We start from the raw sequence: 24,480 nt of genomic DNA, 5'->3' as shown, positions 1-24,480 counted from the left end.
TGGACGATGCCGATTCGAGATTGGAGACCTGCTCTAAATCAGTTTGCGATCGCTTATGAAGATCGCTTTCCTCTCTGAATTTAGATCTTTGACACAAATCTATTGACATACCCTGAAATTTATCGAAGCGATTTTTGGAATTGCTACTTAAGGCAATGAAAACAATACCAATCGCTTGTCCTTTATAAGTTTTTGCGACACAACCTTAATTTTTAGATTTTTGCTTGGTGCTTAGCCATCCTTGAGTACCGCATACCACACTTTTTGTTCTGGCATTTTCCCTCTACCCAGCGGGAAGGTACGGGGAACAGCGTTTCACAACCTGGACATTTCATCAGCAACTTAAGTTTGTGGCGATCGCACCCCCTTGTTGAACGAAGTTGCCAAGCAATTCGATGATACGGGCCTTCTTGATAACAGGCGGCGCACAACCGAATTACATTTGGTTGCGATCGTTCTCCTTTAGGTGGAAACATCTGCCAAAGCCTATCTGTTTCAACGCGAGTTACTTTGCTGAGTGCCGCCACTTCTTCCTGCGTAGGTTTCCTTCCAAACTGAAGGTTTTCCCAACAATTAATTGCAGTGCCAACACCAAGGATTTCTCCTAACTGACTAGGAGAAGAAATTCGATTACCTTTTGCTTGTCGGAACCGATGTATAAAACTGGCAATGCTCTCCCCATCCTTCGGCTCAACGTATTTAAACCATGGGTAATCATCCGGTAACTCCAGGCTCTGTATCATTTTGCTCCTCCGATTTTGGTTCAAAAGCCACACCATAATCAAGCAAAACCTTTCGAAGGATACCCTTATCTAAACGCAAGACTCCATCCTTTGACGATTGTGCAATCGTAAGGACCAAAATTTCTGTGATAGCTGTGAAATTGCAACCTGGCTCGTCGGGTTTGCTCGCGTTACCTCCAGATGCTTCACAAATCGCATTTATAATTTCTCCATCGAAAAATTCTGTCGTTTCTGGTAATGCCAAGACATCCTTCTTGAAACCTTTCAGCGCACTCACTAATTGCCTCGGGGAAAGCGATTGAAATTTACGATGACACCTAAAGTTGTTAAGCAAATCTAACGCCTTTAACCTTTTGTCTAACTCATCATTTGGACCAACTAAAACAATCGCAGCTTTGAAATCTCGATAGCACTCAACTAAGTCAAAGAGTACCTTGTCGGTCACGAGGTGAGCATTGTCAAGGATTAGAAGCTCTAACCCAAAATCTTCCAACATCTCCCAAGTTCGTAGCCTAATATCCTTAGGTGCTCCTTGCCTAGCACCATGATTAAGAAGCTCTAGAATGCGGTTAAAAACATCTCTGGTACCCCAAGATGTGAAGCTTTTGAGATAGAAGCTGCGTAGGGGCTTAATACGCCGCATTGGTCCACGGTGACCATTGACCATAGCAATGTATTCCTGCAAAGCTCTAGTTTTTCCAACTCCTCTTGAGCCGGAAATTCCGCCACATGATTTATACTCGCGCCGTTCATGTAGCCAAGGAACAATTTCCAAGTATTGATCTGTTCTGGTGAAGAAATGACGATCAATCAATTCTCGAATAGCTTCCTCAACATTCCCTAGTCCTGATGAGGGCTGGACCGAGTGTTTGATGGGGGCACTTTGCGGAATCATAGTTCTATCACCAATTGCAAGTTACCAAAATCGGTTGTTCCACTGGGGAGTGATCACTTGTGGTTGCTGTTCCCTATCAGACTTCAACATCTCGTCGAAAAATTCAATGTTCCTTTTTTGCTTCTGCTGTTGGAAATCTACCACCTTATCTGAGCTGGGTTTCTTACTCTCTTGAGATTTATCGTTGGGTTGGGTTGATTCGTCAACAGGCTTTGTAGACTGCTTGGCGGCATTGCGTAATTCGTCATTTTGATTTTGCTTACGTTTACGACGTTCGTTATTCTTCTGTTCAGTTTTCTCCTGTACAAGGTTTTTAATTTTTCTTCTATTTCCAAGTCTGCTAGGCTGACTGGATGCTTCAGCTTGGTTAGACTTCACCTTAATTGCATCATTGATTTCAAGTAGCTCATCTAGAGAAAGATTGTTCTTCTCCAGGCTAATCTCAGAAATTTCCAAGTTTAGCTCATCAATGTACTCGTTTAATTCCTCTATATTCAACATTTCTACCTTGCCCAAAGACTTACCCTGTTTATCATCCTCTAAACTGAAAGCAGCCATATGTAGAATGTGGTCAGGGTCAAGCCTTAGTAAAACATCTTGCCCTACATACCCCTTTAAGGATTCTCCTTGGTACAGGCGGTTTTCAAATGAGACAATACCTTGCTTCTGAACCTTACGACGGATTGCTCTTGTCATGCAGCTAGTTAACTTCTCTTCAGGAACTTCGATGGGAAGCTGTTTGTTAGGCAGCTTGTCGATCCATCTCTGATATCGAGTCATTGTTCTGTGCTTGCGACAAACTTTATAGTTATGAGTTCCGTAGAAAAACCAAGCTAAAATTTTATCGACATCCTTCGGCTTTAAACATGCCCTCTCTTCTGCGCCTTTGGGTCTCTTCTGCGTATTCGAGTTTGTATATCCAGGGCACTCGTAAAGTAAATACCTGAGAATGTTAAACATAACCTCAACATCTCCTCCATCTTCAGTTCTCATCCTGAGATGGCAGGTAAAACCTACTTCCTTCCCAATTTGATGCAGGTAATTGCAGTTAAGGTACTTTCCACCATCGGTATGCAGATGCTTGAATCGCCCGTAAGGAATCGCCACATTCTGCAATTCATAGTCAGGTGGATAGTTCTTAGGTCGAATAACGCGAAGAATCAGCAAAGCGATATCATCCGAAGTTGGATGCTTTGCATTTAACAGAAAGCCAAGAACACAAGTAGACTTTACGTCTTTTGCAAGGGTTAACCAAAGACGAAGAACCCCTAGTGGAGGCAGTATTTCCTGCTCTTTCCCCTTTACTATTCGACAGCCTAAAACCTCCTTCCCGTCTTCATATTCAGTAAATAAATCAATTAGTGTGGAGTCAATCTGAATAATCTCATTGCTCCACTTTGCCTGAAGTGCTTTGCCGTCACGTGTATTAACGATACAGCGATCGCCCTGACCTGAACTACGTGCTCCTTCAACAAGTTCCCTTTGCTCAATTAAGGGCTTCAAAATACGGTATGCGGTTGAATACGAAACAACTTCCTTCCCTTCTTGGTTGTGAAATGCTTCGCCATTCAGGTCATCCAACACAGACTGAATAGTTTTGATCTGACCGTTCTTATTTCCCTCAGTCCAAATTCTGATAATCTCTGGCTCCCAGTACTTAGTCAGTTGATGCTGACCTTTAGAATGTTTCTTTGGCAATTCTTTCCTTTCACGGAAGTTCTTTACCCACTGTTGAAAAGTTCGTTCAGGAGTTCCTAAGTACCAGATTGCTTCCCACTTCCTGTCCCGATAAGTAGAGCGATTGGGCGAATCAGCAACCCACTGAATGATCCAAGGTTTCAAATCATCTTTGCTAGCTCCGCAAGTACCCTGAGCTACAAGATGTCTCACAAACTCGTCAATGTCCGTGCTAAAGCTACTTTCATCTAATAGCACAGCATCATCGGGGCACTCAGGGAGGTCAGTGAGGGGAGTATCGCTCATAGCTACAAAACACGGCTCAGCCCAATAGAGTTCTTTAAAAAGTTATCAGTACTCTACCAGATTAAAATTTTTCGCGCCACCAATTTGATAACGCTGATACAGCTTGTCCTAAGCTCCACTTTGCCTGATGTGCCTTGCTGGCGTGTGTATTGACGATACGGCGATCGCTGAGCCTCCGACTAACATAAACAACCCACGAGGAATGGCTGCCGCCATGAGTACCGTTCCTAAGGCAATTCCTGACCCTGTTTTTTGCAGCACTAACCAGGTTAATGCAACAAATCAGAACTGAGCAGCGCAAAATATTAGGGTCTGCCTAATCCAAAGCCAACGGAAGTTGGGCAGCTTTAGAGGTGACTGAAGCATGATGTTTCTCAGTGAACTCGGTGAGCCAGTAGATAGAGTGATGAGACGAATTTCATGGGCAGGTATGCTACCACAGCAAATCGTTGAGCAGTGTGTAAACTCCCACAAAATCAATTCGGCTGATTGCCCTCATGTAGCGAATGTGTTCACGGGTGCGTTGCACTTTAGATGAAGTAAGCAGTTTAATGGGTGCGATCGCCAGTGTCAGCCAGGGAGAAAATTTGTAGCGCAAGAATCGTAACCCGATGTAACCACACTGAATCAAACAGAGACAACTCATAAACAACCTTCGCAGATCGAAGAATTAAAACTCTAGGTGTTTGGAATGTAGAGACAACGAACTCGCTAAAGACCCAATCAGAAAATGATTCAAACTTTCTTCAACACCACTTGAATGCCGTCTTTGGGACGTAGCGTGATAGAGGGCTGCAGTTTAATAGTTTGATCAGGAGCCAATTCGAGGTGAAATGTTTGGGCGATTGTTGCCAAAATCAAAATCGCTTCCATCACGGCAAAACTCTTGCCAATGCAAACGCGAGGACCATCGCCAAACGGAAAATACACTCCGCGAGGCAACTGCTTCTCTAGATCATGGTTCCAGCGTTCTGGATTGAACACCTCTGGTTCTGCAAAGTAGTGCGGATGACGGTGCATCACCCACTGGCTGGCGATCAGGGTGCTTCCTTTGGAAATAGCGTAACCCCCAATTTCACAATCCTGGGTGGCTTCTCGCGTTACCTCAGTGACAGGAGGATACAACCGCATGGATTCTTTGACCACCCAATGGGTGTAGGTCAACTGTGGTAAATCGGTAATCGTTGGCGATCGCCCATCTAAGACCGTGCTCAATTCTGTATCCAGTTTTTGCCGGATGTGGGGGTGATTTGCCAGCAGCATCCATGTCCAGGACAGCGTGTTTGCGGTGGTTTCATGCCCTGCCAGAATCAGGGTGGCTACTTCATCTCGCAGTTGCTTGTCGGTCATGCGACTGCCATCATCTGCATCTTCAATTTGCATCAACATTCCCAGCAAATCCTGGTTATCAGTTCCATTGGTGCGGCGGTGCTGGATCATGGCGTAAATGGTTTCATCCATCATCGCGATCGCCTTCTGATAGCGTCGATCCACCTCATTTCCTGTTCCTCTGCTCTGTAACGATCGGGGCAGAATTTGTGCGATCGCACTCAAGCTTTGCTGGAACCATGCACCGATATTGCCAGAAGCAAGGGCAGCTTCCTGTTGTTCCTGATGTTCTGCCCAATTCATCGCTTCATCCAGCGCATGAGCAATACGATTCGCTTCTCCATCTGCTACATCCAGATCAAAAAGTGTCTTCATCACAATGTTGAGGGTCAGGCGCATCATTGCCTCATGCACATCCTGGATCTGTCCCTCCTGCCAGGTTTGCAGCATTTTTTGGGTGTAATCCACCATGATTGCACCGTAGCTGTTGATTCGGTGCTGGTGGAATACAGGTTGCGCTAACCGTCGCTGCCGTAGCCAAAAATCTCCCTCGCTGGTGAGCAACCCATTGCCCAACAAGCCGTGGAGCATCTGCAAATCCTTTGCTTTAACAAACAGCAGCCGGTCTTTTAGGACTTCTGCAATGTGGTTTGGATTCGTCAACAAACAGTACCACGCATCTCCAAACTGAAACGGCACAATGTCTTCAAACTCTTGGGCACAGCGAGTCATAAACTCCAAACGATCGCGGCTGTAATCAGCGATCGCAGTTTGGACGTTCGGATGCGGTAGGGTCTGCAAATTCAGGCTCATCGCTATCTCTCCGTACTTGAACAGGTTAAAATATGAGCAACACTCACTTTTTTAAAATATGAGAACCGCTCATGTTTTGTCAAGGAAAATGTGAGCAGTACTCACTTATTGCTGAACGGAAGAGACGGAACTGATGACTGAACCTTCATCAAGCTCTACGGGAATGCGGCGCAAACCCCGGCAAGCCCGGAGTCAAGAGCGAGTCAACCGCATTTTGGACGTAGCAGAAGCGCTGTTTATTGCCGAAGGCTACACCGCGACCACAACGAATGCGATCGCCACTCATGCCAAGGTGCCGATCGGGTCGCTCTATCAGTTCTTTCCAGACAAGGCGGCGATCCTTAAGGCGTTAGCGGTTCGGTACGGAGAGCTACTCCATCAACGGTTGTCCATCCTCGACAACCTAGAACTCGCCAAACTTCCACTTCCTGCCTATGTAGACCAATTAATTGATATTTCTGACCAATTCTTCTCTGAGCATCCTGGCTACTATGCCATTTTTATGGAAGTGCAGGGAACGATACCTGAATTAGAAGAAATTGAAGAGGCTGCCGATGCTTTGCTCATTCAAGATTTTGCTACGTCTCTCTCGCGACGTAGGCTAGATCCGGCGGACTGTGAGGCGATCGCCTTTGTGTTGGTAAAAGCGATCGGAACGCTGTTATGGCTATCTCTGAGTCAGGAAAAAGTCTTTCGTCAACGACTCGTGATAGAAACAAAACGGCTCACGCTTAGTTACCTGCAAAGTTACATTCAGATCGATTGAATTTCAGTTTTTGAATAATGGCTACCGCATTCGCGACTCCATGTTCAGTGCGAATTTTGGCTTCTAAGTCTGCTGCCCGCTGCCGCATTGTGCGATCGCCCACAACCGTTTGAATCACTTCTGCCAACCGTTCCACCGTAAGCTGTTTGCGAGGAATCGGGGCGGTTCCCACGCCCAAATCTGCCACCCGTTGCCCCCAGAAGCCCTGATCGCCAAAGAAGGGAACAATAATCGTCGGCACGCCTGCCCGCAGTCCGGCGGCGGTTGTGCCTGCGCCGCCATGATGAATCACTGCTGCCACTCGCGGAAATAGCCACGCATGGGGAACCGGTCCGGACAGGAAAGCCTGGTCTGGCATCTTTTCTTTCTGCATTCCACTCCAGCCAGCCAGCAGGATGGCACGTTGCCCGGTTTGTTCGAGGGCTTGTAAGACCAGTTCCGCCGTCTCTTCGGGGTTACGGCTGCCCATGCTGCCAAACCCAATGTAGACAGGTGGCGAACCCGCTTGCAAAAAATTCTCCAGATCGGGCGGAGGCGTCCAATCAGATGCGGCATCTAAAAACCAATAGCCTGTAATAAAGGTATTCTGCCAGTCTGATGGTTTGGCAATCACAGAAGGACTGAAACCGTAGAGCGTCGGTAGGCGATGCAAATGGGGAGACGGATGAGGACCGAGAAACGAAGAGGGGGGTAAGTTGAGAACTTGTTGACGAGCTGCGGTATCGCCAGCACGAGAACCCTGCCAGATGATTTGACGGAGCGCTTGGTGCGAGAGCCAGTTTGCTGTTCCACCCAATCGAGCGATCAACTGGGGAAACAAAACTCCCGGAAATGTTTTGGTGGGCGTAAAGGGAAACACAAAGGCTTGCAGCAGGGGAATGTTGAACTTTTCTGCGATCGCCAAGGACAGATAAAGCCCGCCCACGCCTGCAATCAGTAAATCCATCCCCTGGCAAGCCTCTAGAGCCGTCCGTGCCCAGCCGATTGACACCTGCTCAGTTTCTTTTGCCGTGCGAAGGGTCATCGTAATAAAATTTCCCTTCTCTGTCAGTTCACGCATTTCTGGGGTTTTAATCAGTTCTTGCACATTTCCCTGCATGGGACAAAACTCCAGCCCATGAGAAGTGACCAATCCCTCAAAGTTCTCATGGGTCAGTAAGCGAACCTCGTAACCCGCTGCTTTTAGCCCTTTCCCTAAAGCAATGTAAGGTTGCACATCTCCCTGACTCCCCAAAGCAATGATGGCGATACGCATCGTGGATGCCTCCGATTTGATGAACTGGAGCTTACGGATAGAAATGACATTTACGTCACTTTGACGATAACGTCATTTTGATAAGGGTGTCAACAAAGGATATGCTAGGTTCGGTATTGTTTGGAGTGCTCTGATGAAGCCCTCTCGCCGCGCTTCGATTGGTCTGGAAAAACGGGAACGGACGCGATCGCATCTAATCGAGTCCGCCTATCGAGTCTTTGCCCGAAAAGAAACCGATGCCGTCACCATTGACGACATCATTGCCGAGGCAGGCGTTGCCAGGGGAACGTTTTATAACTACTTTCAGACTCGCGAAGATGTATTGAGAGCCGTTGCAGCCTCATTGAGTGATGCCGTCAATCAAAAAATTTGGGTGCAATATGCGGCGATTGCAGACCCAGCTGAACGAATGGCGATCGGCTTGCGTCAGTTTCTCCATCAAGCGATGCGAGATTCAACGTGGGGATGGGTGATTGTTCGCATTGGCTTAGTCGCAGCCCCCTTGAGTGAAACGATCGAACGAGGTTTGATGTCAGATTTAGAAGCGGGAATCCGGCTGAAGCGATTTCAGGTGGAAAGTACACAAGCCGCGATCGATCTGGTTTTAGGAACAGCACTAATGGCAATGCGAACCATTCTGGAAGGACATAGCGAACCCAACTATCCAGAACAAGTAACGAAGTTAATTCTCAGATCGTTGGGAGTTGAGCAAGAGGATGCGGAGGCGATCGCCTTCAAAACATTAGAACCATTTCCAGGAGAATAGCTGTAGATTTACTCGTGACTCGATTGCAGACGAGAAATTTGCGAAACAGCTGCGATCGTGATAGCCATACCCAAGCATTGAACAAGAGTCAGGCGTTCACCTAGAAATAGATACGCTCCACCAACACCAAACACCGGAATCAGGGAAAGAAATTGAGCCGCAATGCTCACAGGGATTAATCGAATTGCGCTCAAATACAACCAGAATGCCAACGCATATTGCACAACTCCCGATAGTGCTGCCAGGAGCCAGATTTGCGTCGGAATTGTCGATGAAAATTGCAGACCTGCTCCAAAGTTCCAGCTAAATAGCACAATACAAACTAACCCCATCGTTTGCTGAAGGGCAGACAGAATCAGCGGGGGATGGTTCGCCACAGCATGACGAGAAAGGATCACATAAAATGCAGCGCAAAATGTTCCAATCAGAATCCAAAGGTTACCAAGCAGGGCTTGACTGCCGCTTGCAGTGTCCGAACTAACGGTAAGCATGACACCGATCATTGCCAATGCAGATAGCATCAGCAATCTCAGTGAAATAGATTCACGAAACATCAGCCATGCTAATCCCACAATAAATACAGGCTCCGTTGCGCCAATTAAAGCAGCTTGACTGGCAGAACTTAAGGACAAGCCAATCAAGCCGAAGCCATAGGATAGACCGGGTTCAAAGACCCCTGGTGAGCCCAGCTGAATCCAGGTGAACCATGAAAATTGGGTCAATCGCGCGGTGTGTCCTTGCAGGGTTGACAGAACCCATAAAACCAGAATGCTCGTAGATAGCTGCACAGTTAAGACGCTAAGGGGCGGCACTGTGGCTAATACACTTTTGCTCATGACCGTTCCCAAGCCCCAGCAGCCTGCAGAGGCTGTAATCAGTATTAGGGCGTGGGAATTAGGCGTTTTTGCCACTTTCGTCGAAATCATCGGTTTATACCCTGATAACGCAGCTTATTCTAACTGTCTTAAGCCGTAATACTGGTTAGAGTAGCATGAATTCTAACCAGCTATTCTGCTTTTGGTGGTAAACTCGATACATGAAGGAGCCGCAAGACTGGAAGCAGCTTAAGTTGGTAGGGGGGCAACCGTGTCTGGATTTTGTGAACACGGTTGATCGTGATGGAGATCAGTATCTGCAAGACTGGTTTCGTGACGCAGCAGATGTAATCGGCTGGGCGCAGTATGTTGAGCTTGTGTCGTCTGCCCAAGCAAAGGAATGGCTGCGTCAAGTACAACAGCAACCAGCACAATCCGCGAAATTTTTTAATCAAGCTATCCAACTGCGAGAGGCTCTTTATCGCATATTTTCAGCCTTCGCTGTGAAGCGTTCTCAGGCGGCAGAGGATCTGCAATTATTGAATACTTTACTGTCTGAAATGCAGCAGCATCTTCGCTTCGTGGCGATCGCTTCTAGCTTCACCTGGGAGTGGACAGAGGCAAATCAGCTTGAATTCATTCTGTGGCAAATCGCTCGCTCTACTACTGATTTGTTGACTTCCTCAGACTGCGATCGCCTGCGGGAATGTGCAGGAGTCGGTTGCGGTTGGGTATTTCTAGATTTCAGCCGCAATCGTAGTCGCCGCTGGTGCGATATGGAAGATTGTGGCAATCGAGCTAAAGCGAATCGACACTACGATCGTAAACGTAAAACGTAGCAATGACAGACAATATCTGGAGTGTTGGTGATGGCAAAGCCCAAAATTTATGAAGGTGGCTGTTTATGTGGAAACATTCGCTTGTGGCAACTGGTCCCGCGCTCAAACCACATACCTGCTCCTGTCGGCAATGCCAACGGCATTCGGGATCGTTGACGCAAATGTGGGTTGAATTTTTGCAAGATCAGGTTGAATGGACGGGACCGGGTGGAGTGCCTTCTAAGTGGCGATCGTCGGAGTGGTCGAGCCGTGCTTTTTGCTCAATCTGCGGCAGCACGATTGGGGCGATCGATGATCAACCAACACTGGCGATCGCTGCCGGAACACTTGATACACCCAATCGCCAGGAACTTGCACCGTTGTCTCATTCCTATGTTTCAAAACGTCCAAAATGGTGGGGCGTCTGTGGTCCAAGAGATGCTTCATCGGCACATTGAATAACTAATCAAGATACGGTTAAAAATATTCTCACTCACCGATATGAACAACGATCTTGCTCAAATGACTCGTACTGAATTGATTGCCGAGGTTAAAAAGCTCAGGAATGGCATTCGCCAACATCGGGATACATCGGGTCATGACCTGTGTTGGCATCATCCTGATCTCTGGGTCCTGCTGCCGAAAACGACTGATCCGGTTCCTGTGGTTCCAGAGTGGTCCAAATTCCTTGAAGGTTGCATCCAGTATCACCGCTCTTTGGATGAACGGGCTTTTAATTTGCCATGCACAGATGAATCATATGATCATTAGAAGTGCCTGCATTGAAGGGTAGTTCAGGCGCACATTTCATCATGAGTTGTCTCTGTACCTATCTTTTGCCTGGCTATGGGCTACGAGTCCAATAATCACACCATCGATTGCTTGCGATATTGATTCGGTGGCTGTCCCATCTGACGCTTAAACGCTTTGCTGAACGCCGTTTCAGAGTCGTATCCGACTCGTTCGGCAACTTCCCCTACCGTCAAATTGTGCGATCGCAACAACTCAACGGCTCGAAGCATTCGCGAACGAGTCACATATTGCAGCGGTGCTTCTCCCATTAACCACTTGAATCGGGCGGCAAAGCCAGAACGCGACATATTCACTCGTTTCGCCAAATTCTCTACGGTCCAGTTTGTTTCAGGTTGATGATGAATTAGCGCCAGGGCAATGCTGATTTGGGGATCAATCAATCCGCGCAACCAACTGTTATCATCCGGTTTCAAGCTACTGAGATAGGCTCGTACCGCCTGAATAAACACAATGTTCGACAGATAGGTAATCATCATTTCTGCACCTGGACGGTTCGATGCCGTTTCACAGGCGATAAATTGCAGCGTGGAATCTAACCACTCTACCGCTCGTCCTTCTTCTCCTTTGATCAACAGCAATGGTGGTAAGGCAGAGAGTAAAGGATTGATCTCACGATTTTCAAAACTGGCTTTGCCACACAAAACAGTTGTCCCAGTTCCACCGCCACCGTAGCTTAACGTCAATTGTCCCTGGCAGGGGCGATGGGACAGCAATTCTCCCAATGTTACGACGGAGCTATCGGGGCGATCGCGCAAGGCATGAGCAACGCCCGTTGGCAGCACCACCAAATCACCTCCGACTAGCGGAATCTGTTCGTCTACCCCTTCTACGTCTAACCAGCAGTGACCGCGCATCACCACATGAAATGAGGCATCTGCCATCGCCTCAATCTGAACACCCCAAGGGGCTGAGAACTGGGAGCGACAATGTACGGTGCTGTGTAATTTAACAGATTTAAGAATTTCGGTCAGAGCATCCATCTGTCTAACAAGGTTTGGACGATCGAATAGGAATACTGGCTTTTCTGCCATTCTAAGTCCAATTCAATGGGCTTATAACTGGAGGAAAGTTAAGTTTTTGGAGTCACATCAATGTCGATCGCAATCGCTGGCGCTACCGGAAATACAGGTGGACGCATTGCCCAACAGTTAATTGAAGCTGGAGCAACCGTCACTGTCTTAGTTAGAAATCCTGAAAAGCTACATCCTGTCATTCGTCAGAATGCCATTCTCCACCAGGGTTCATTGGAAGATACCCAGTTTGTGATTGAAGCAACCCAGGGTGTAGAAGCCCTGTATTGGGTTGTACCGTACAACTTTGGTGCTGCCAATTTTCGAGCCTATCAGCATCATGTCGGCACTATTGCAGCAGCAGCGATCGCAGCCAATCAAATTCCCTATGTGGTTAATCTTTCCAGTAACGGCGCTCATTTGCCGCAGGGGATGGGTCCCATTTCTGGATTGTATGAGGTTGAGCAGCAATTAAATGCAGCCGCGCAAAACATCATCCACTTGCGACCGGGATTTTTTATGGAAAATTATCTGATGCAGCTAGAGCCGATTCGCACTGCGAATAGTGTGTTTTTACCTGTTGCAGGCGATCGCCGTCTTGCGATGGTTGCCACTCAGGACATTGCAGCCGTAGCGGCAAAATTGCTGTTGCAACGAGATTGGAGTGGGTATTCTGTACTGGGATTGCATGGTCCTACCGACTTAAGTTTTGACGAAGCGGCAACAATTTTAAGCCAGGAGTTGGGGCGATTGATTGTCCATGTGTCGATCACATCAGAGCAGTTTCGCAGTAGTCTGCTGCAAATCGGCGCAAGGGAGAATGTTGCAGCGGATTATGTGGAAATGTGGCAGGGCTTGAGCAATCCCGAATACACTCCTGCAGAACCGCGGACATCCCAAACGACAACACCCACAACGTTTCCTCAATTTGTGCGAGAACAACTATTACCCCAATTGAGCCAACTCATCCCTGCATAGGCTGATTGAAGTTGAGTAGGAGCGATCGCTTTACCGCCAACACCATCCTAACCCCAGTGCGATCGCTCCCATTGCAGCCATCAATCCACCTGCTATTTGGTAGGTTATATCTAAACCAACAACGCTGCTCAGAGGTTGGCTGAGAATCGGCGAAACAAACTGACCGAGAAAAAATGCTGTTGTTAGTCCACCCAACACTCGTCCTCTGAGACTGACCGGGGTTACTGAGGTTAAGCAAACATTCATATTGGGCATCAGTAAACCTAGCCCTGTTCCAGCGATGGCTAATCCCACTAAAACCATTGCATAGGTGGGCGAAATACTAATGACGAGATAGCCAATTGACATTAAAAGAAATGCGATCGCGTAAATGCCAATGAATGACAATCGTGCTTTGATTTGCTTGTAAGCGATCGCACTGGCAGCACTGAATAAGGTTGCGAAGGCGATCGCCAATCCGCTTTGCGATGCAGTTGCACTCACCAGTTGCTTTAAGTAAAACGGCAACTGTACCGGAATTAAATAAAACACGATCTGTGATAGAAAGGCGGCTACATAGGTCAAGCCTGCAATTTGCAAAGGGAAGGACTCAGGCACCGCTGTTCCTGAATTCTCCGCAGTTTGGGTGCGATCGGGTTCGGGTAAAACCAGCACGACGAGTGGCAGGATCAGCAACGCCAGGAGATAGATCAGGAATGGCATTCGCCAATTCACATCTGCCAGGAAGCCACCCAGAGACAGAAATAACACCCCCCCTAAGCCCATAAAGCCTGCCTGAAAGCCAAGAAACTGGGCGCGGGCTGCTCCGATGTAATAATCAACGATCAGTGCGGTTGCTGTGGTCATGATGCCTGCCACACTCAAACCCAGTAGCACTCGCCCGACCAGGATCAGACCAATATCGTTTAATACAACCCCAGAAGTGCCTGCAATACCGTACAACAACACGGCAACTGCCAGCAGGGGTTTCCGCCCGAAGCGATCGATCGCTGTCCCAACAAAAGGCGCACCGATCGCAATAAACAGTGCGGGAACCGTCAGCACGAGGCGTACCCAATAATCGGCATTGGGTACCGCTGCAAAGTAATCGCGCATCGCAGGCAAAGAAGGTGCGATCGTCGCTCCTGCCATGACGGTGAGGCTACTACTCAGAAGTAGCGTTGCTTTAACGAGGAGGGAGTTTGTTTTGAGGGGCATAGGTAAAGGAGGAAAGGGTTAGGGGTCAGCAGTCCCTATCGACGCAACGCTTTGATTCCAATGTTTGGGAATAAGTTACTTGCCACCGCAAATTGTACCCAGGCAGTGGCTAAGGTTTCTAAACTACGCGCCACAATTAACCCGCCAACATCGACCGCATCATAGCCACAGTCTTGGATGAGGTGAGCAACGATTTCCTTTGCTTCTGGATCGTCCCCACAGTAAAAAACGGTGGGATGTTCACTCCCAAACTGGCGAGAATCAGAAGCCAGAATTTCAGCAAACGTAATGTTAAACGCTTCTACCACCTTTGCACCGGGAGCCAGTTCAGCTAATCGCTCAGCAACCGAAACTTTAAGGTCAGTGTTAATGCCAATGGTTTGCCTCGTAAAGTCGGGCTTCAAACCGCTCATACAGGTCAGGACAATCTTGTTCTCCAGAGAACCAACCGTACTCAAAACCTCTTCCAATACGAACGGTTGGAGGGCAATTAAAATTACATCGCTCAACTGCACAGCTTGTTCTGGTGTCCCAACCTGTGCAGTCTCGCCTGCTGCCGTTGCGATACTCTGCAATTTTGCTGGATCTCGTGAGTACGAAAACGTCACCTGATGCCCTTGCTTTGCCCAAATCGTGCCTAATGCACTACCCATACTACCCGCGCCAATAATGCCAATCTTCATCATTTTGTAGCTAAGGAGAGTTGAAAATCTTGTCGAACGGAACTATCAAATATCCGAATTTAACTGGCTAAAATTCCTGCCATCCACTTTTCAACCGCTTTCGGATCTTGGAGTAACTGAGCTTGCATCTCCTGCACTTGTTCGCCAGGATAAACGTCCTCAACCTCATCAATAACCGCCTGAAGTGCTGCCCGCACCACCTCTTCGGGTGCAACTTTAGGTGGCGGAAAATCCTTGCTCATCCTGGTGTCTACTGTTCCAGGCATGACCCCAACCACCAGTGTTTCTTGTGAAGCAAGCTCGGCTCGAATTCCCTGCGTTGCCAATAGAGCTGCTGCTTTAGACGCACAGTAGGACGCATTCAACGGAAAACTAATCTTCGCCAGGATAGTGAGCATATTGACGATCGCCCCACCTCCATTCGCTTTCAAAACTGGAGCAAACGCCAAACACATCCGCAACGTACCAAGGTAATTGACCTCAATCTCCGATCGCACCTTGTCAAAATTGAGATCCGCAACCAATCTTTGATTAAATCCTACCCCGGCATTGTTGATCAGGAGATTCACATCAGAATACGCCTCAACTGCTGCCTTGACCAAGGCTTCATCGGTGATATCGAGGGGAATAGGAATGATGCGATCGGGATCTGTTGCCGCAATGTCCTTCAAGCTACCTGGATTACGTGCCCCAGCATAAATGCGAATGGCTCCAGCCGCTTGTAAGCCCTGAATGTAGTATTGCCCAATCCCACCGTTTGCGCCTGTCACTAATGCGATCGCACCTTGAACTTGCATGGTGTTGTGCCCTTATGTCGTTCGTCATTTGTAGTGACCAATGACCAATCACAAAGAACAGGGTATACTCCTACTAACTTTTTCGGAAGTACTTACTTTTTTGTAAGCTCTCTCAATGAATGGGAAAGTAGCGTAGATGACCAATGAACCCACTCAAGGTACTGTATTTGTACAGACCACCCTTAAAAGTGTTAGGTGGGAAATGGTAGATTTTGATTCTTTGGCATCTCAAAGATGAGAAAAAGCGATTAGTGAACTCAAACGGTTGATGCCAGAGATTACAGAAAAGATGTTGATCCAATAATTGCGAGAGCTAGAAAAAGATGGCATTGTCAATCGAAATGTCTATTCAAAGATGCCACTGAAAGTAGAGTATTCATTTACTGAGTATGGTCTGACACTCAAACCTGTCCTGCAAGTACTATGCAATTGGGGAGAGAATCATTTGAAGTGTAGTCAGTAAAGTGACATTGCTGATCCAGACAGTTATTGAAAAATGGCTATCATCGAGTCAAGCAGTGCTATTTCTGTAAAGATTGTAGAAAATAATTTGTTGTTCTACAGCCTGACGGCGATTGGAACTTCTTAATTACAATTCAGCATTGGGGATGTACGCCTGCGGATCACAGGGAGTACGTCCAGCCCGATCGCAATAAGCAGTTTGCACCTGACGAGTTTGCAAAGCCGCTTCTAAAAGTGGTTTTGTCAGAGTGAAATCTGCTTCTGGGAACGGAGTATGGCAACTATGACAGCTTCCACTGAAGCGCATCTGATAGTCGGGGCGATCGGGGCTGAATGAACCATATTGCCATTCGCCGTTTTGCTTTTGCTTGACGAACACAGTCCCCAGATTTTCAGGAGAATACCAGGTTTCCATTACAATCAACGTTCCATCAGGCAAGGGTTCTCCCGGTTGAATGGAAGCGTTCGGCTCTGTCGCTCCCTTGGGAATCGCCTCTTCGTTAACAAACATTTGACGAAACGATCCGTCACTACGAGATACAGTGGCATAGTGAGCTAATGTGCGATCGTATTTTGATTCAATCTGTACTTCGCTAGCAGTCGCATTCGTGATTGGAGAGGGTGTAGTTGGAGGTTGATTGTAATGAGTTTGTTCTGTAAGAGAGTGATGGCGATCGATTCAATATCTGAGACAAAATGATTGATAAGACAAGAGTACTCAGAAACAAAACCATCCATTTCATCCAGTGACGTTCAAAGAGCAAAGATTTGTGCATGAGCCAGTCTCCAAAAACTAACTGTAACTGGGATGTAGAGACACGATTCTGTGTAAATGGGCGATCGCCCTAAAGACGATTACCCATAAACAAACGGCAAGGTTCGCGCAGCCAAAAAGCTTTGTTCGGTCATCTGGCTCCATGTCATCAGGGTTTGACGAGTGGACAGGAAGGAATCGATTGTACGTTTCATTAAGTTATCTCCCTGCGATCGCATTTCTGCAATGACTTCACCTGATGCATTGCCCAAGGCTTCCATCACATCCGATGGCAATTGCCGAACCTGGATATTGTAGTCATTGATTAATGTCTGAAGTGCCCTGGCATTCCCGGCATTGGCTTCGGCAAAGCCCTGATCGTGTTCAGCTTGAGCGGCGATCGCAATGATTTGCTGAAGGTCAGTTGGCAACGCTTCATACTGTGCCCGATTCACTACTAACTCAACTAATCCAGACGGTTGATTATAGGAAGGGAAATAGTAATAGGGTGCAATTTCCTGCAAACCGTAATGCAGATCGACTAGGGGACCCACAAATTTAAACCCGTCCAGCGATCCTGCCCGCATTGCTTGCCGAATTTCAGTTAACCCCATTGATACTGGATTCGCTCCTAATTTAGACAGGACATCGGCAGCTACACCCGTCGTCCGAAATCGAATTCCCTGCAAATCACTCAAGCTATTAATTTCATTGCGGAACCATCCGAAAGACTGCGCGCCCAACGAACCTGCCGGAAAGGCTTTTACACCAAAGGGAGCATAGGCAGCATCCCATAGCTCCTGCCCACCAAAGTAGTGAAGCCATGCGCTCATCTCATTTTGAGTGAACCCGTAGGGAACGACAAAGAAAAATTCCAGCACGGGCGATTGAGTGCGCCAATCGTATGACAGACTGCGGCTCATTTCTACGGTGCTATTGCTGACTGCCTTTAACGTCTCAGGAAAAGGTACAACGGCATCTGGTGGCAATACCTCAATGATTAATCGTCCCTGGCTCATCGCTGCAATGCGATCGGCAAGCCGTTGTCCGGCAGCCAATTGATCGGGAAAGGTTTCATCCCAACGTGATACCATATGCCAGCGAAACTGGGCTGACTGAGCCTTTGCAGGTTGCTCTGCCCTGCTCATGGCGATCGCTGCTGTTGTAGAAGCCGTTGCCCCCAGCAAAAAATTGCGCCGCTTAATCAAGCCGTTACGGTTCATATCTAATATCTCCTAATCATCAAAAGTGAAAGCTTTGAAAGTAACGAAATAGTGACCGAATAACGCACAACTCAAAATTTGTGCATATGCCCTAACATAAAAGCAGGCAATTAATGCTGTCCAATGCTTTTTGTCCTGTTATTAATGCTTTAAAGGTATTAATCTGCGATGGAACTCCACGATCTGCGGTACTTTGTTGCAGTAGCAGAAGACCTGCATTTTGGTCGAGCCGCTGAACGATTGCACATGACTCAACCTGCGCTTAGTCGGCAGATTCAGGCATTAGAAGCCGAGTTAGATGTGCAGCTTTTCCAGCGCACTAAACGCAGTGTAAAACTGACGATCGCCGGACAAACCTTTTTTGAGGAAGCCAAGCAAATTCTCTGCCACACTGAACAAGCCATCCAAATAACCAGGCGGGTGGCACGAGGAGAAGTTGGACAATTGCGGCTCAGTTTTACAGCCTCAGCATTACGAAGCGTTCTTCCAGAAATGGTGCGTATGTTTCGCGATCACTATCCAGATGTGCAGTTGACAATGAATGAACGCTGCACGAACGATCAAATCATTGCCTTGCAAAATCATCAGACAGATGTAGGCTTTCTCTATCTCCCCGTGAGTGAGAAATGGCTGACTCTAAAAGCCATTGCAGAAGAAGTTTGGCTGGTTGCCTTACCTAGAAAACACCCTTTAGCCAATCAAAAACAGTTAACTTTGAGTGCACTTGCCAAAGAAGCTTTTATTTTGCATCCACGTCAGGAAGGACCTGCATTCTATAACCAAATTATTCGATTATGTGAACAGGCGGGATTTTATCCCAACGTGGTGCAAGAAGTGGAAACGAGCCAGACGAGAGTGGGGTTAGTGGCTGCTGGAATGGGAATTACATTTGTGCCAGAACATTTGCAAACAGTCGGGGATACTGAGGTCATCTATCGACGACTAAGCGGATCTGCTCCTAAATTAGAGTTGGCGATCGCCTATCGTCGTGATAACTTTTCACCCGTTGTGCAGCAGTTTTTACACATCGTTGAAGAACGAATTCAGAAATCTGTGCGGGAATCCGTAGCGTAAATTTCTTCCCATGTGTGAGATAAAAAACTACTACTGTCATGGAACTAATACCATTGAGTGTGCGCCTCTTGTAACCGGAACCGAGTAGCGAGTTTGAACAAGCATCGGCTGTGGGTTGAGGGGATCGCTGGCGATGCGCCAGAAGTCAATTGAACCGCCTTGAGTGCGATCGTCAAAGAAATCGTAATTAACCACTGCAAGGTATTGACTCGATGCATCAAACGCAGCCGCTTCTGGCAAGATGCCATCAAATGGATAATCTGCCACACGATTTAACTGCCCAGTTTGCGGATCTAACGTCATCAAAGTCAGAGACGAGAACCAGGTAACGCGATCGTCGTTATAGGGGAGATAGCTCCGCTCTAAATTTGTTGTTACGACATAGCGACCATTGGGACTGATGGCTAACCCTTCTGGGCTGACTCCTGTGATTGCCCGCGAGACCAGCGCATGACGTGGTGAACCATCCGCCTGAGTACCTGCCTCTAGTCGAATACTGACCAGACTGCCGCGTGGCGCTTCACTCCATTGCCCTTCTACATCAAGTCCCCAATACAAACCGTTGACAATCACATGGCGACCATCGGGTGTAAATCGAGCCATAAACGGAGCTTTTTCAACCTGTACCGCATTGCCCCAGGGTTCAAGGCTCAGCGTGTCTCCCTGGCGATTCAAGCGAGCAAATGACACTTCTACGGTAGTTGCATTGACAAGAGCTAACACATCTTGCGTTGGATGCCATTCTGCGTGGATCAACTCCTGTCCCCCCGGTACGTGGGCAAGTTCGGGGTAGGTGGGTTGCCCCAATTGTCCTGCACGAAACGGGATAAGGGCTAGAGGAGTTTCTGCACCTGCCCCATTTGGATGAAACGTTACCGCAACGAGAGAACCATTCCGACTAATGCTAACGGACGTAGGACGCTCAGCTATCACTACTTCCTGTACTTTAGCGGGTCGAGTGGGATTGCTCAAATCAAACACCGAAATGCGATCGCCCTGCTGTAGGTCAGAAAATCGCTGGTTCTGCCAATCTCCATCCGGTCGGGGTCGAAATGTTTCAACCACTAGCGCATAGTGACCATCTGGCGTAACCGCAACAGCAACAGGTGGACCTGCAACTGAATTACTGGCTTCTGTTTCATAAGCTCGTAAATCCCGAACGTGACCGCCCAAAGGAATAACGCTCAATGTATCTCGTCCTTCTCGCGGTCCCAGTTGTCCATCCACATAGGCTGATGCCAGCATATCGGCATCTGAAAGTGACACGAGATAACGCCCGTGAAAGTTCATCGGGGCGGCTCGTTCGCCTTGTCGTTGACGTGTCAAATCAAGTGTTTGGGCAACTGCATCTACTGGAATCAATGCCATTGCCAATCCAAATGCCAACAGTTTTTCAAACATAAACTGCATCTTCTGAGCCTCCTAACTTGCATGAAAAATTGATTGATGGAATCAACACCCGTTAATCTGCATTCCCCATCACACTTGCTTTGATATCAGCAAGCTTCAGTTGTGGAATCGTGCGCTGTTTTCAGTACAAACTGTAAATGAAAACCTCGTTAGCGATCGCGCGATTGCCAAAAGCTACCGACTGCAACACGAGCAGATAAGCCGCTAATTTGCGTCACCGCTTTCCACGAGATTCAAATTGTTTCTATAGTAAGTGACTTACCTTACTATAGTTAGTTTGCACGTCCTACCCATTTTCGTCAAGGTAAGTTGATTGACTTAGTTTATAGTTGGTATAGACATCACCTGAGAAGTCGTTAGGAGTTAAAGCCGATGCCCATTGAGGAGTACCGCAAAAATGTTGCCGAGCAGAAGCGGCAAGCGATTTTAGATGCGGCTATACAGAACTTTTTGGCGATCGGCTATGAGCGCACGACGTTAGATATGGTGGCAAAAAGTGCAGGCGTTTCGACCGCAACGGTGTACAAACATTTCTCCACCAAACGCGCCTTATTCGGCAGCATCATGGAGCGCATTTGGGAAACGGGGATTGATCCGTCTGATTCCGTTGAGCAGGGTACGGATTCAGTGGCAATCTTGACGGCGATCGGTCACGAATATGCTCAACTCCTACGACAACCCCAGGTAGAAGCTCTGTTCCGGGTGATTATTGCTGAAGCTCCACGATTTCCTGAACTGGGTGAGGAATTGTACTATCGCGGTAAAGAACCTTACTTGAAACGCCTCCACACCTATTTGCAAAAGGAAAGTGAACTCAAGCGATTTCACATTGAGGATATTCCCCTGGCAGCACGGCAGTTTTTGGGAATGATTAACGATGTCATTTTTTGGCCCCGCTTCCTGGTGATGAATTTAGAGATTTCAGAAGAGGAGGTTGAACACGTTGTGACGGAAGCCGTTCAAACTTTTCTAGCCCGCTATAAAAACAAACGGAAAAAAGCATAGTGTATAAATTTGCTGCGGCTTGTCCAACTGAATCTATTGTTTCTGGAGCATCCAGACCAGGATATACAACTGGGCAAATCCAGTCTTGGATTTCGTTCACGAAAGGTCAGGGGATTCAACGAGTCTGCTGTCTACTGGACAAAGACCAGCTTGTTCGTTATCCAGGTTGGTTGGGCTGCTACAAACAAGCCTTTGGGATTGAGAATGTTTGCTGGCCAGCGATCGCAGATTTTGAGACTTGCAATCGCACAACCATTCAGGACATCATTTTACCGTCCCTAGCCGCTTAAAGGCTGCCCGTAAAATGGCATTGGCAGACCCCGGACAAATATGCCCTCGCCCCCGCTGCCCTGGAAACAGACAAGGGCGATCGCTCCGATACCCTGTCAAAAATTCTCTCAACTTCGGCGATCCTGGAATGGATCGTGTCTCTTACTTTCCCCTTGGTCGTTGCTCGTCGAAAGGTAATGCGATTACCCCAAAGGGGAACTGCTTCGCACCGCGCACCTGTCCATCTGCTCCATACACATTAGTGGTATCCAATGAACACGCCTTATCTAGGTAGTCATATTACAGGTAGATGCTAAACAAGGCTCGATCGCGCTAGTAGACTGTCAAGGTTGAAATGAGGGGTAAAGCTGTTTGAGTTTAACCCGTGCATCTTCAGTGGTGAACCGCCAATCTATCGTTCGCAATTGCATATTTCTGCGCTGTTCCCACGCCAAGGTTTCTCGTTGCAATGTCGGTTGGTCAGCAATACGACGGTCGAGACATTGACGGGCTAAAACACTCAGTTCTGTTTCTGCCATATTGAGCCAACTGCCATGAACAGGTGTGTAGTGAAACTCCAATTTGTCGAGAATCCGTTTGGCTTCTTGAGGTGGGAAAGTGGCATACAATGCCGCAAGGTCATGCGTGTTGAGTTGGTCTTGCACAACGGTCACCCACTCTGCTTGCGGGTAACGCACATCCACCAGGTATTTCATTTGTTGGGCATAATCCTGCTTGGTGCGGCGCTCTGTGACTTCCACATGTCTCCAACCTGCTAAGGGTTCAACGAACATAATATAGATTGCTGACTCCATTGCGCTCATATTCGCAGTCGTATCGAGGGGGTTGACCGGGTTCAATGAGCAGCGGCACTTGGGTTTCCTTGACTAACTGTTTGCTGGTTTCATCAAAACAGACCACTGGATAGCGTGGGTCATAAGGGCGGGTATAGACGCTCAGCACATCTTCCATGTAGTAGACAAACGTCGCATTCGTCTTCGGGGGAATCACCCAGCATTCTCGCAACCAGGGCTTGAGGTCGTTTTTTTCAGGGTTTGGCGCACCGTTTCGTGAGACACACTCTCGACATACTCTAATTCCACCATCCGTTCTGCTAGCAGTCGCAGACTCCAACGCGCCCGTCCTTCAGGTATCTCACTACAGGTCATCGCAATCAGATGAGCTTCTTGCTCTCCATCTAAGCGTCGGGGTTTGCGTTGTTGCTGGACTCGTCGGTTCAACGCTGCTTCTAAGCTCGTTTCGACAAAGCGTTGCCTTACCCGTTCAATCGTTGCCACGCTGATGTCAAGCGCTTGGCTAATTGCCTCATCCGTCCATCCACCTCTTCCTGGTTCGTATCGGCTTTAAGCAGAATCCGGGCATGGTTCATTTTGTAGGCAGCAACTTTGCCTGCGGTTGTAAGGTGCTCCAAGTCTTCTCGTTCTTCACTACTTAGAGAGACGATATATTTCTTCCTTGCCATGAATCTCATGTAAACGGGATAGCTTAAATTATCAGCTAAAGTACCCCTCAAATCAAAGCTGACAGTCTACTAGGTTACCAATCCCTTTAAAGGAGATTGCTGAGGAGGCGATCGCATTCTTGGTTGTATTGTATCTCTCGGCATGAAAGCTATCCAAGCCGAAAGCCTGAAACCCTCGATCCAACGAGGTTTCGAAGAAATAAGATTCGCGCCATCAATTTGAAAACACTTGAGAGCATAAATTTCTGCTTGAAAATGGCTCACCGTCGTCAGCTAAGATTTAACGTCCTGTTAAGCCTGAAAGCCTCTTACAGCAGAAGTTTGAGTGATCAAAAATCCGCGCCACGAATTTGAAAGCATTTAGAAGCTTAAGTTGCAGTAGCTAAAGAATTTATTGCTATGAAATAAAATGTTCGCGCCACGAATTTGATAATGAGATCTAGTAAACTCTGACGGGTTTTGAGATGGAAAAAATAGTAGAACCCCTATTCTAAAAGGATTTCACGCTTTATGATGCCGCGCCACGAATTTGAAAGCCGCGCCATTTTTCGTGAAAACGTATACCAGCGCTCAAACGAGACGATAGTTATCTTATCAAATTGTGTAACCAAGTAATGGCTAGAGGATTAATTTCTCCAGAGGATGCAGACTGGATGCGACGATTGACAGGTATTAGTAGGGGGCGCGGTCTTTTAGCCTCTCTTAAGCTAGAGCCAGGGGATTTGATTGCGAGGCTAGAGCAAATTGTATTAGATTCTACTACCTAATCTCATACACAATCGTAACAATGAAACGCTTTTCCTAGCCAGTAAAGTGTTTCAGGATTGCCAATTCGGGCTTTCCAGAGTAAGGTTGCACGGTTAGTTGCATTGTTAAGGCTTACTTTAAAGCAGCAAGGCTCGATTGTTGTTATAAGGTCCATACATTCAAACTAACCTTACCAAATTAGTAAGAAGGGATTAGGTTAGATCCAAAGACATTTGGATACTGTTCTACGACCATGTGTCCAATCTTCTTGACGCTGCTACCAAGTTGCAGCGTTCGATCTAAATTCATATGTTTCCTTGCAACTTTGGTCAGTAGCCTTAAACCTTTACTACGTAATCAATACAGGATTTCCCTGTAAAATTGCAGCGAT

Annotated in this window: 25 protein-coding genes and 2 pseudogenes; 11 read left to right on the top strand and 16 right to left on the bottom strand. The window is 47.4% G+C overall.

All coding sequences use genetic code 11. The annotated features are described in order from the left end of the window. Positions 1 to 212: 212 nt before the first annotated feature. From H6G00_RS36915 to H6G00_RS30630, 3 genes are read right to left on the bottom strand one after another with little or no spacing between them, the layout of a single operon-like run. Entirely contained in the window at positions 213 to 743 is a 531-nt protein-coding gene (locus H6G00_RS36915) for a TniQ family protein (RefSeq protein WP_190799609.1), read from the bottom strand. Further along, positions 715 to 1,638 carry an ATP-binding protein gene (locus H6G00_RS30635; protein WP_190799608.1) on the bottom strand — a complete coding sequence of 308 codons (924 nt, stop codon included), beginning with the start codon at positions 1,636 to 1,638 and terminating at the stop codon, positions 715 to 717. The genes H6G00_RS36915 and H6G00_RS30635 overlap by 29 nt, the downstream gene beginning before the upstream one ends. A 21-nt stretch (positions 1,639 to 1,659) precedes the next feature. After that, complete coding sequence (locus H6G00_RS30630; RefSeq protein WP_190799607.1) at positions 1,660 to 3,621, bottom strand: Mu transposase C-terminal domain-containing protein; 1,962 nt, start codon at positions 3,619 to 3,621, stop codon at positions 1,660 to 1,662. A gap of 127 nt (positions 3,622 to 3,748) precedes the next feature. Between H6G00_RS30630 and H6G00_RS30625 the strand changes: the two genes are divergently transcribed. Then, entirely contained in the window at positions 3,749 to 3,913 is a 165-nt protein-coding gene (locus tag H6G00_RS30625; protein ID WP_190799606.1) for a hypothetical protein, read from the top strand. Between the two features lie 141 nt (positions 3,914 to 4,054). On the opposite strand, the gene H6G00_RS30620 is transcribed toward H6G00_RS30625, so the two are convergent. After that, entirely contained in the window at positions 4,055 to 4,267 is a 213-nt protein-coding gene (locus H6G00_RS30620) for a hypothetical protein (RefSeq protein WP_190799605.1), read from the bottom strand. Between the two features lie 89 nt (positions 4,268 to 4,356). Beyond that, complete coding sequence (locus H6G00_RS30615; RefSeq protein ID WP_190799604.1) at positions 4,357 to 5,763, bottom strand: cytochrome P450; 1,407 nt, start codon at positions 5,761 to 5,763, stop codon at positions 4,357 to 4,359. A gap of 133 nt (positions 5,764 to 5,896) precedes the next feature. Here H6G00_RS30615 and H6G00_RS30610 point away from each other — a divergent pair, with 133 nt between their 5' ends. Next, positions 5,897 to 6,529 (top strand): TetR family transcriptional regulator, encoded by a 633-nt coding sequence (locus tag H6G00_RS30610; protein WP_190799603.1) that lies wholly within the window; start codon positions 5,897 to 5,899, stop codon positions 6,527 to 6,529. On the opposite strand, the gene H6G00_RS30605 is transcribed toward H6G00_RS30610, so the two are convergent. After that, complete coding sequence (locus H6G00_RS30605; protein ID WP_190799602.1) at positions 6,495 to 7,784, bottom strand: glycosyltransferase; 1,290 nt, start codon at positions 7,782 to 7,784, stop codon at positions 6,495 to 6,497. The two genes, H6G00_RS30610 and H6G00_RS30605, sit on opposite strands and share 35 nt — an antisense overlap. Before the next feature lie 133 nt (positions 7,785 to 7,917). On the opposite strand from H6G00_RS30605, the gene H6G00_RS30600 reads away from it, so the two are divergent. Then, entirely contained in the window at positions 7,918 to 8,550 is a 633-nt protein-coding gene (locus H6G00_RS30600) for a TetR/AcrR family transcriptional regulator (RefSeq protein WP_190799601.1), read from the top strand. 8 nt (positions 8,551 to 8,558) lie between these two features. Here H6G00_RS30600 and H6G00_RS30595 read toward each other — a convergent pair whose 3' ends face one another. Further along, positions 8,559 to 9,476 carry a DMT family transporter gene (locus H6G00_RS30595; RefSeq protein ID WP_190799600.1) on the bottom strand — a complete coding sequence of 306 codons (918 nt, stop codon included), beginning with the start codon at positions 9,474 to 9,476 and terminating at the stop codon, positions 8,559 to 8,561. A 110-nt stretch (positions 9,477 to 9,586) separates the two neighbouring features. On the opposite strand from H6G00_RS30595, the gene H6G00_RS30590 reads away from it, so the two are divergent. From H6G00_RS30590 to H6G00_RS30580, 3 genes are all read left to right on the top strand, one after another. Continuing rightward, positions 9,587 to 10,204 carry an ABATE domain-containing protein gene (locus H6G00_RS30590; protein WP_190799599.1) on the top strand — a complete coding sequence of 206 codons (618 nt, stop codon included), beginning with the start codon at positions 9,587 to 9,589 and terminating at the stop codon, positions 10,202 to 10,204. A gap of 83 nt (positions 10,205 to 10,287) precedes the next feature. Next, positions 10,288 to 10,641 carry a GFA family protein gene (locus tag H6G00_RS30585; protein WP_199318813.1) on the top strand — a complete coding sequence of 118 codons (354 nt, stop codon included), beginning with the start codon at positions 10,288 to 10,290 and terminating at the stop codon, positions 10,639 to 10,641. Between the two features lie 43 nt (positions 10,642 to 10,684). Beyond that, the gene (locus H6G00_RS30580; protein WP_190799598.1) at positions 10,685 to 10,954 is read left to right on the top strand and encodes a hypothetical protein; all 270 of its coding nucleotides are present in this window, start codon (positions 10,685 to 10,687) and stop codon (positions 10,952 to 10,954) included. Positions 10,955 to 11,049: 95 nt separating this feature from the next. On the opposite strand, the gene H6G00_RS30575 is transcribed toward H6G00_RS30580, so the two are convergent. Beyond that, positions 11,050 to 12,027, bottom strand: coding sequence for an AraC family transcriptional regulator (locus H6G00_RS30575; RefSeq protein ID WP_190799597.1), 978 nt, complete (start codon positions 12,025 to 12,027; stop codon positions 11,050 to 11,052). Between the two features lie 60 nt (positions 12,028 to 12,087). Between H6G00_RS30575 and H6G00_RS30570 the strand changes: the two genes are divergently transcribed. Beyond that, positions 12,088 to 12,984 (top strand): NmrA family NAD(P)-binding protein, encoded by an 897-nt coding sequence (locus H6G00_RS30570; RefSeq protein ID WP_190799596.1) that lies wholly within the window; start codon positions 12,088 to 12,090, stop codon positions 12,982 to 12,984. Between the two features lie 30 nt (positions 12,985 to 13,014). On the opposite strand, the gene H6G00_RS30565 is transcribed toward H6G00_RS30570, so the two are convergent. The 3 genes from H6G00_RS30565 to H6G00_RS30555 are packed head-to-tail and all read right to left on the bottom strand — an operon-like array spanning position 13,015 to position 15,661. After that, complete coding sequence (locus H6G00_RS30565; RefSeq protein ID WP_190799595.1) at positions 13,015 to 14,181, bottom strand: MFS transporter; 1,167 nt, start codon at positions 14,179 to 14,181, stop codon at positions 13,015 to 13,017. Positions 14,182 to 14,216: 35 nt separating this feature from the next. Further along, positions 14,217 to 14,867, bottom strand: a complete 651-nt coding sequence (locus tag H6G00_RS30560; protein ID WP_190799594.1) for an NADPH-dependent F420 reductase — start codon at positions 14,865 to 14,867, stop codon at positions 14,217 to 14,219. 56 nt (positions 14,868 to 14,923) lie between these two features. After that, positions 14,924 to 15,661, bottom strand: coding sequence for an SDR family oxidoreductase (locus H6G00_RS30555; protein WP_190799593.1), 738 nt, complete (start codon positions 15,659 to 15,661; stop codon positions 14,924 to 14,926). A 136-nt stretch (positions 15,662 to 15,797) separates the two neighbouring features. Here H6G00_RS30555 and H6G00_RS36910 point away from each other — a divergent pair. After that, a pseudogene (locus H6G00_RS36910) lies at positions 15,798 to 16,124 on the top strand (winged helix-turn-helix transcriptional regulator). 126 nt (positions 16,125 to 16,250) lie between these two features. On the opposite strand, the gene H6G00_RS30545 reads toward H6G00_RS36910, so the two are convergent. Together H6G00_RS30545 and H6G00_RS30540 are read right to left on the bottom strand one after the other, a co-directional pair. After that, a complete protein-coding gene (locus H6G00_RS30545; RefSeq protein WP_347278247.1) occupies positions 16,251 to 16,706 on the bottom strand; it encodes a cytochrome P460 family protein in 456 nt (151 codons plus the stop codon). A 272-nt stretch (positions 16,707 to 16,978) separates the two neighbouring features. Continuing rightward, positions 16,979 to 18,100, bottom strand: coding sequence for a TRAP transporter substrate-binding protein (locus H6G00_RS30540; RefSeq protein ID WP_190799592.1), 1,122 nt, complete (start codon positions 18,098 to 18,100; stop codon positions 16,979 to 16,981). 168 nt (positions 18,101 to 18,268) lie between these two features. Between H6G00_RS30540 and H6G00_RS30535 the strand changes: the two genes are divergently transcribed. After that, positions 18,269 to 19,174 carry a LysR family transcriptional regulator gene (locus H6G00_RS30535; protein WP_190799591.1) on the top strand — a complete coding sequence of 302 codons (906 nt, stop codon included), beginning with the start codon at positions 18,269 to 18,271 and terminating at the stop codon, positions 19,172 to 19,174. Between the two features lie 36 nt (positions 19,175 to 19,210). Here the strand turns inward: H6G00_RS30535 and H6G00_RS30530 are convergent, their stop codons facing one another. Then, positions 19,211 to 20,584, bottom strand: coding sequence for a lactonase family protein (locus tag H6G00_RS30530; protein ID WP_242042600.1), 1,374 nt, complete (start codon positions 20,582 to 20,584; stop codon positions 19,211 to 19,213). 372 nt (positions 20,585 to 20,956) lie between these two features. On the opposite strand from H6G00_RS30530, the gene H6G00_RS30525 reads away from it, so the two are divergent. Both H6G00_RS30525 and H6G00_RS30520 read left to right on the top strand, forming a co-directional pair. Beyond that, positions 20,957 to 21,589 (top strand): TetR/AcrR family transcriptional regulator, encoded by a 633-nt coding sequence (locus tag H6G00_RS30525; RefSeq protein WP_190799590.1) that lies wholly within the window; start codon positions 20,957 to 20,959, stop codon positions 21,587 to 21,589. After that, the gene (locus H6G00_RS30520; RefSeq protein ID WP_190799589.1) at positions 21,589 to 21,879 is read left to right on the top strand and encodes a hypothetical protein; all 291 of its coding nucleotides are present in this window, start codon (positions 21,589 to 21,591) and stop codon (positions 21,877 to 21,879) included. The genes H6G00_RS30525 and H6G00_RS30520 overlap by 1 nt, the downstream gene beginning before the upstream one ends. Here the strand turns inward: H6G00_RS30520 and H6G00_RS36360 are convergent. Together H6G00_RS36360 and H6G00_RS30515 are read right to left on the bottom strand one after the other, a co-directional pair. Beyond that, the gene (locus H6G00_RS36360) at positions 21,854 to 21,979 is read right to left on the bottom strand and encodes a hypothetical protein (RefSeq protein WP_277882008.1); all 126 of its coding nucleotides are present in this window, start codon (positions 21,977 to 21,979) and stop codon (positions 21,854 to 21,856) included. The two genes, H6G00_RS30520 and H6G00_RS36360, sit on opposite strands and share 26 nt — an antisense overlap. A 224-nt stretch (positions 21,980 to 22,203) precedes the next feature. Further along, positions 22,204 to 23,342, bottom strand: a pseudogene (locus H6G00_RS30515) (IS630 family transposase). Positions 23,343 to 24,480: the final 1,138 nt, after the last annotated feature.

The sequence above is a fragment of the Leptolyngbya sp. FACHB-541 genome (assembly GCF_014695875.1).
In the GTDB taxonomy this organism is placed as follows: domain Bacteria; phylum Cyanobacteriota; class Cyanobacteriia; order Elainellales; family Elainellaceae; genus JAAUTN01.
The sequence above is the reverse complement of the archived record's forward strand: the minus strand, read 5'-3'. Positions and strand labels throughout refer to the sequence as shown.

Bases quoted from the DNA above. Each gene is read 5' to 3' on its own strand.
- H6G00_RS30610 (WP_190799603.1), top strand. From the start codon at position 5,897: ATGACTGAACCTTCATCAAGCTCTACGGGAATGCGGCGCAAACCCCGG.
- H6G00_RS30625 (WP_190799606.1), top strand. From the start codon at position 3,749: ATGTGCCTTGCTGGCGTGTGTATTGACGATACGGCGATCGCTGAGCCT.
- H6G00_RS30560 (WP_190799594.1), bottom strand. From the start codon at position 14,867: ATGATGAAGATTGGCATTATTGGCGCGGGTAGTATGGGTAGTGCATTA.
- H6G00_RS30605 (WP_190799602.1), bottom strand. From the start codon at position 7,784: ATGCGTATCGCCATCATTGCTTTGGGGAGTCAGGGAGATGTGCAACCT.
- H6G00_RS30590 (WP_190799599.1), top strand. From the start codon at position 9,587: ATGAAGGAGCCGCAAGACTGGAAGCAGCTTAAGTTGGTAGGGGGGCAA.
- H6G00_RS30540 (WP_190799592.1), bottom strand. From the start codon at position 18,100: ATGAACCGTAACGGCTTGATTAAGCGGCGCAATTTTTTGCTGGGGGCA.
- H6G00_RS30635 (WP_190799608.1), bottom strand. From the start codon at position 1,638: ATGATTCCGCAAAGTGCCCCCATCAAACACTCGGTCCAGCCCTCATCA.
- H6G00_RS30570 (WP_190799596.1), top strand. From the start codon at position 12,088: ATGTCGATCGCAATCGCTGGCGCTACCGGAAATACAGGTGGACGCATT.
- H6G00_RS30620 (WP_190799605.1), bottom strand. From the start codon at position 4,267: ATGAGTTGTCTCTGTTTGATTCAGTGTGGTTACATCGGGTTACGATTC.
- H6G00_RS30530 (WP_242042600.1), bottom strand. From the start codon at position 20,584: ATGCAGTTTATGTTTGAAAAACTGTTGGCATTTGGATTGGCAATGGCA.
- H6G00_RS30580 (WP_190799598.1), top strand. From the start codon at position 10,685: ATGAACAACGATCTTGCTCAAATGACTCGTACTGAATTGATTGCCGAG.
- H6G00_RS30555 (WP_190799593.1), bottom strand. From the start codon at position 15,661: ATGCAAGTTCAAGGTGCGATCGCATTAGTGACAGGCGCAAACGGTGGG.
- H6G00_RS30630 (WP_190799607.1), bottom strand. From the start codon at position 3,621: ATGAGCGATACTCCCCTCACTGACCTCCCTGAGTGCCCCGATGATGCT.
- H6G00_RS30595 (WP_190799600.1), bottom strand. From the start codon at position 9,476: ATGATTTCGACGAAAGTGGCAAAAACGCCTAATTCCCACGCCCTAATA.
- H6G00_RS36915 (WP_190799609.1), bottom strand. From the start codon at position 743: ATGATACAGAGCCTGGAGTTACCGGATGATTACCCATGGTTTAAATAC.
- H6G00_RS30535 (WP_190799591.1), top strand. From the start codon at position 18,269: ATGGAACTCCACGATCTGCGGTACTTTGTTGCAGTAGCAGAAGACCTG.
- H6G00_RS30615 (WP_190799604.1), bottom strand. From the start codon at position 5,763: ATGAGCCTGAATTTGCAGACCCTACCGCATCCGAACGTCCAAACTGCG.
- H6G00_RS30600 (WP_190799601.1), top strand. From the start codon at position 7,918: ATGAAGCCCTCTCGCCGCGCTTCGATTGGTCTGGAAAAACGGGAACGG.
- H6G00_RS30565 (WP_190799595.1), bottom strand. From the start codon at position 14,181: ATGCCCCTCAAAACAAACTCCCTCCTCGTTAAAGCAACGCTACTTCTG.
- H6G00_RS30525 (WP_190799590.1), top strand. From the start codon at position 20,957: ATGCCCATTGAGGAGTACCGCAAAAATGTTGCCGAGCAGAAGCGGCAA.
- H6G00_RS30575 (WP_190799597.1), bottom strand. From the start codon at position 12,027: ATGGCAGAAAAGCCAGTATTCCTATTCGATCGTCCAAACCTTGTTAGA.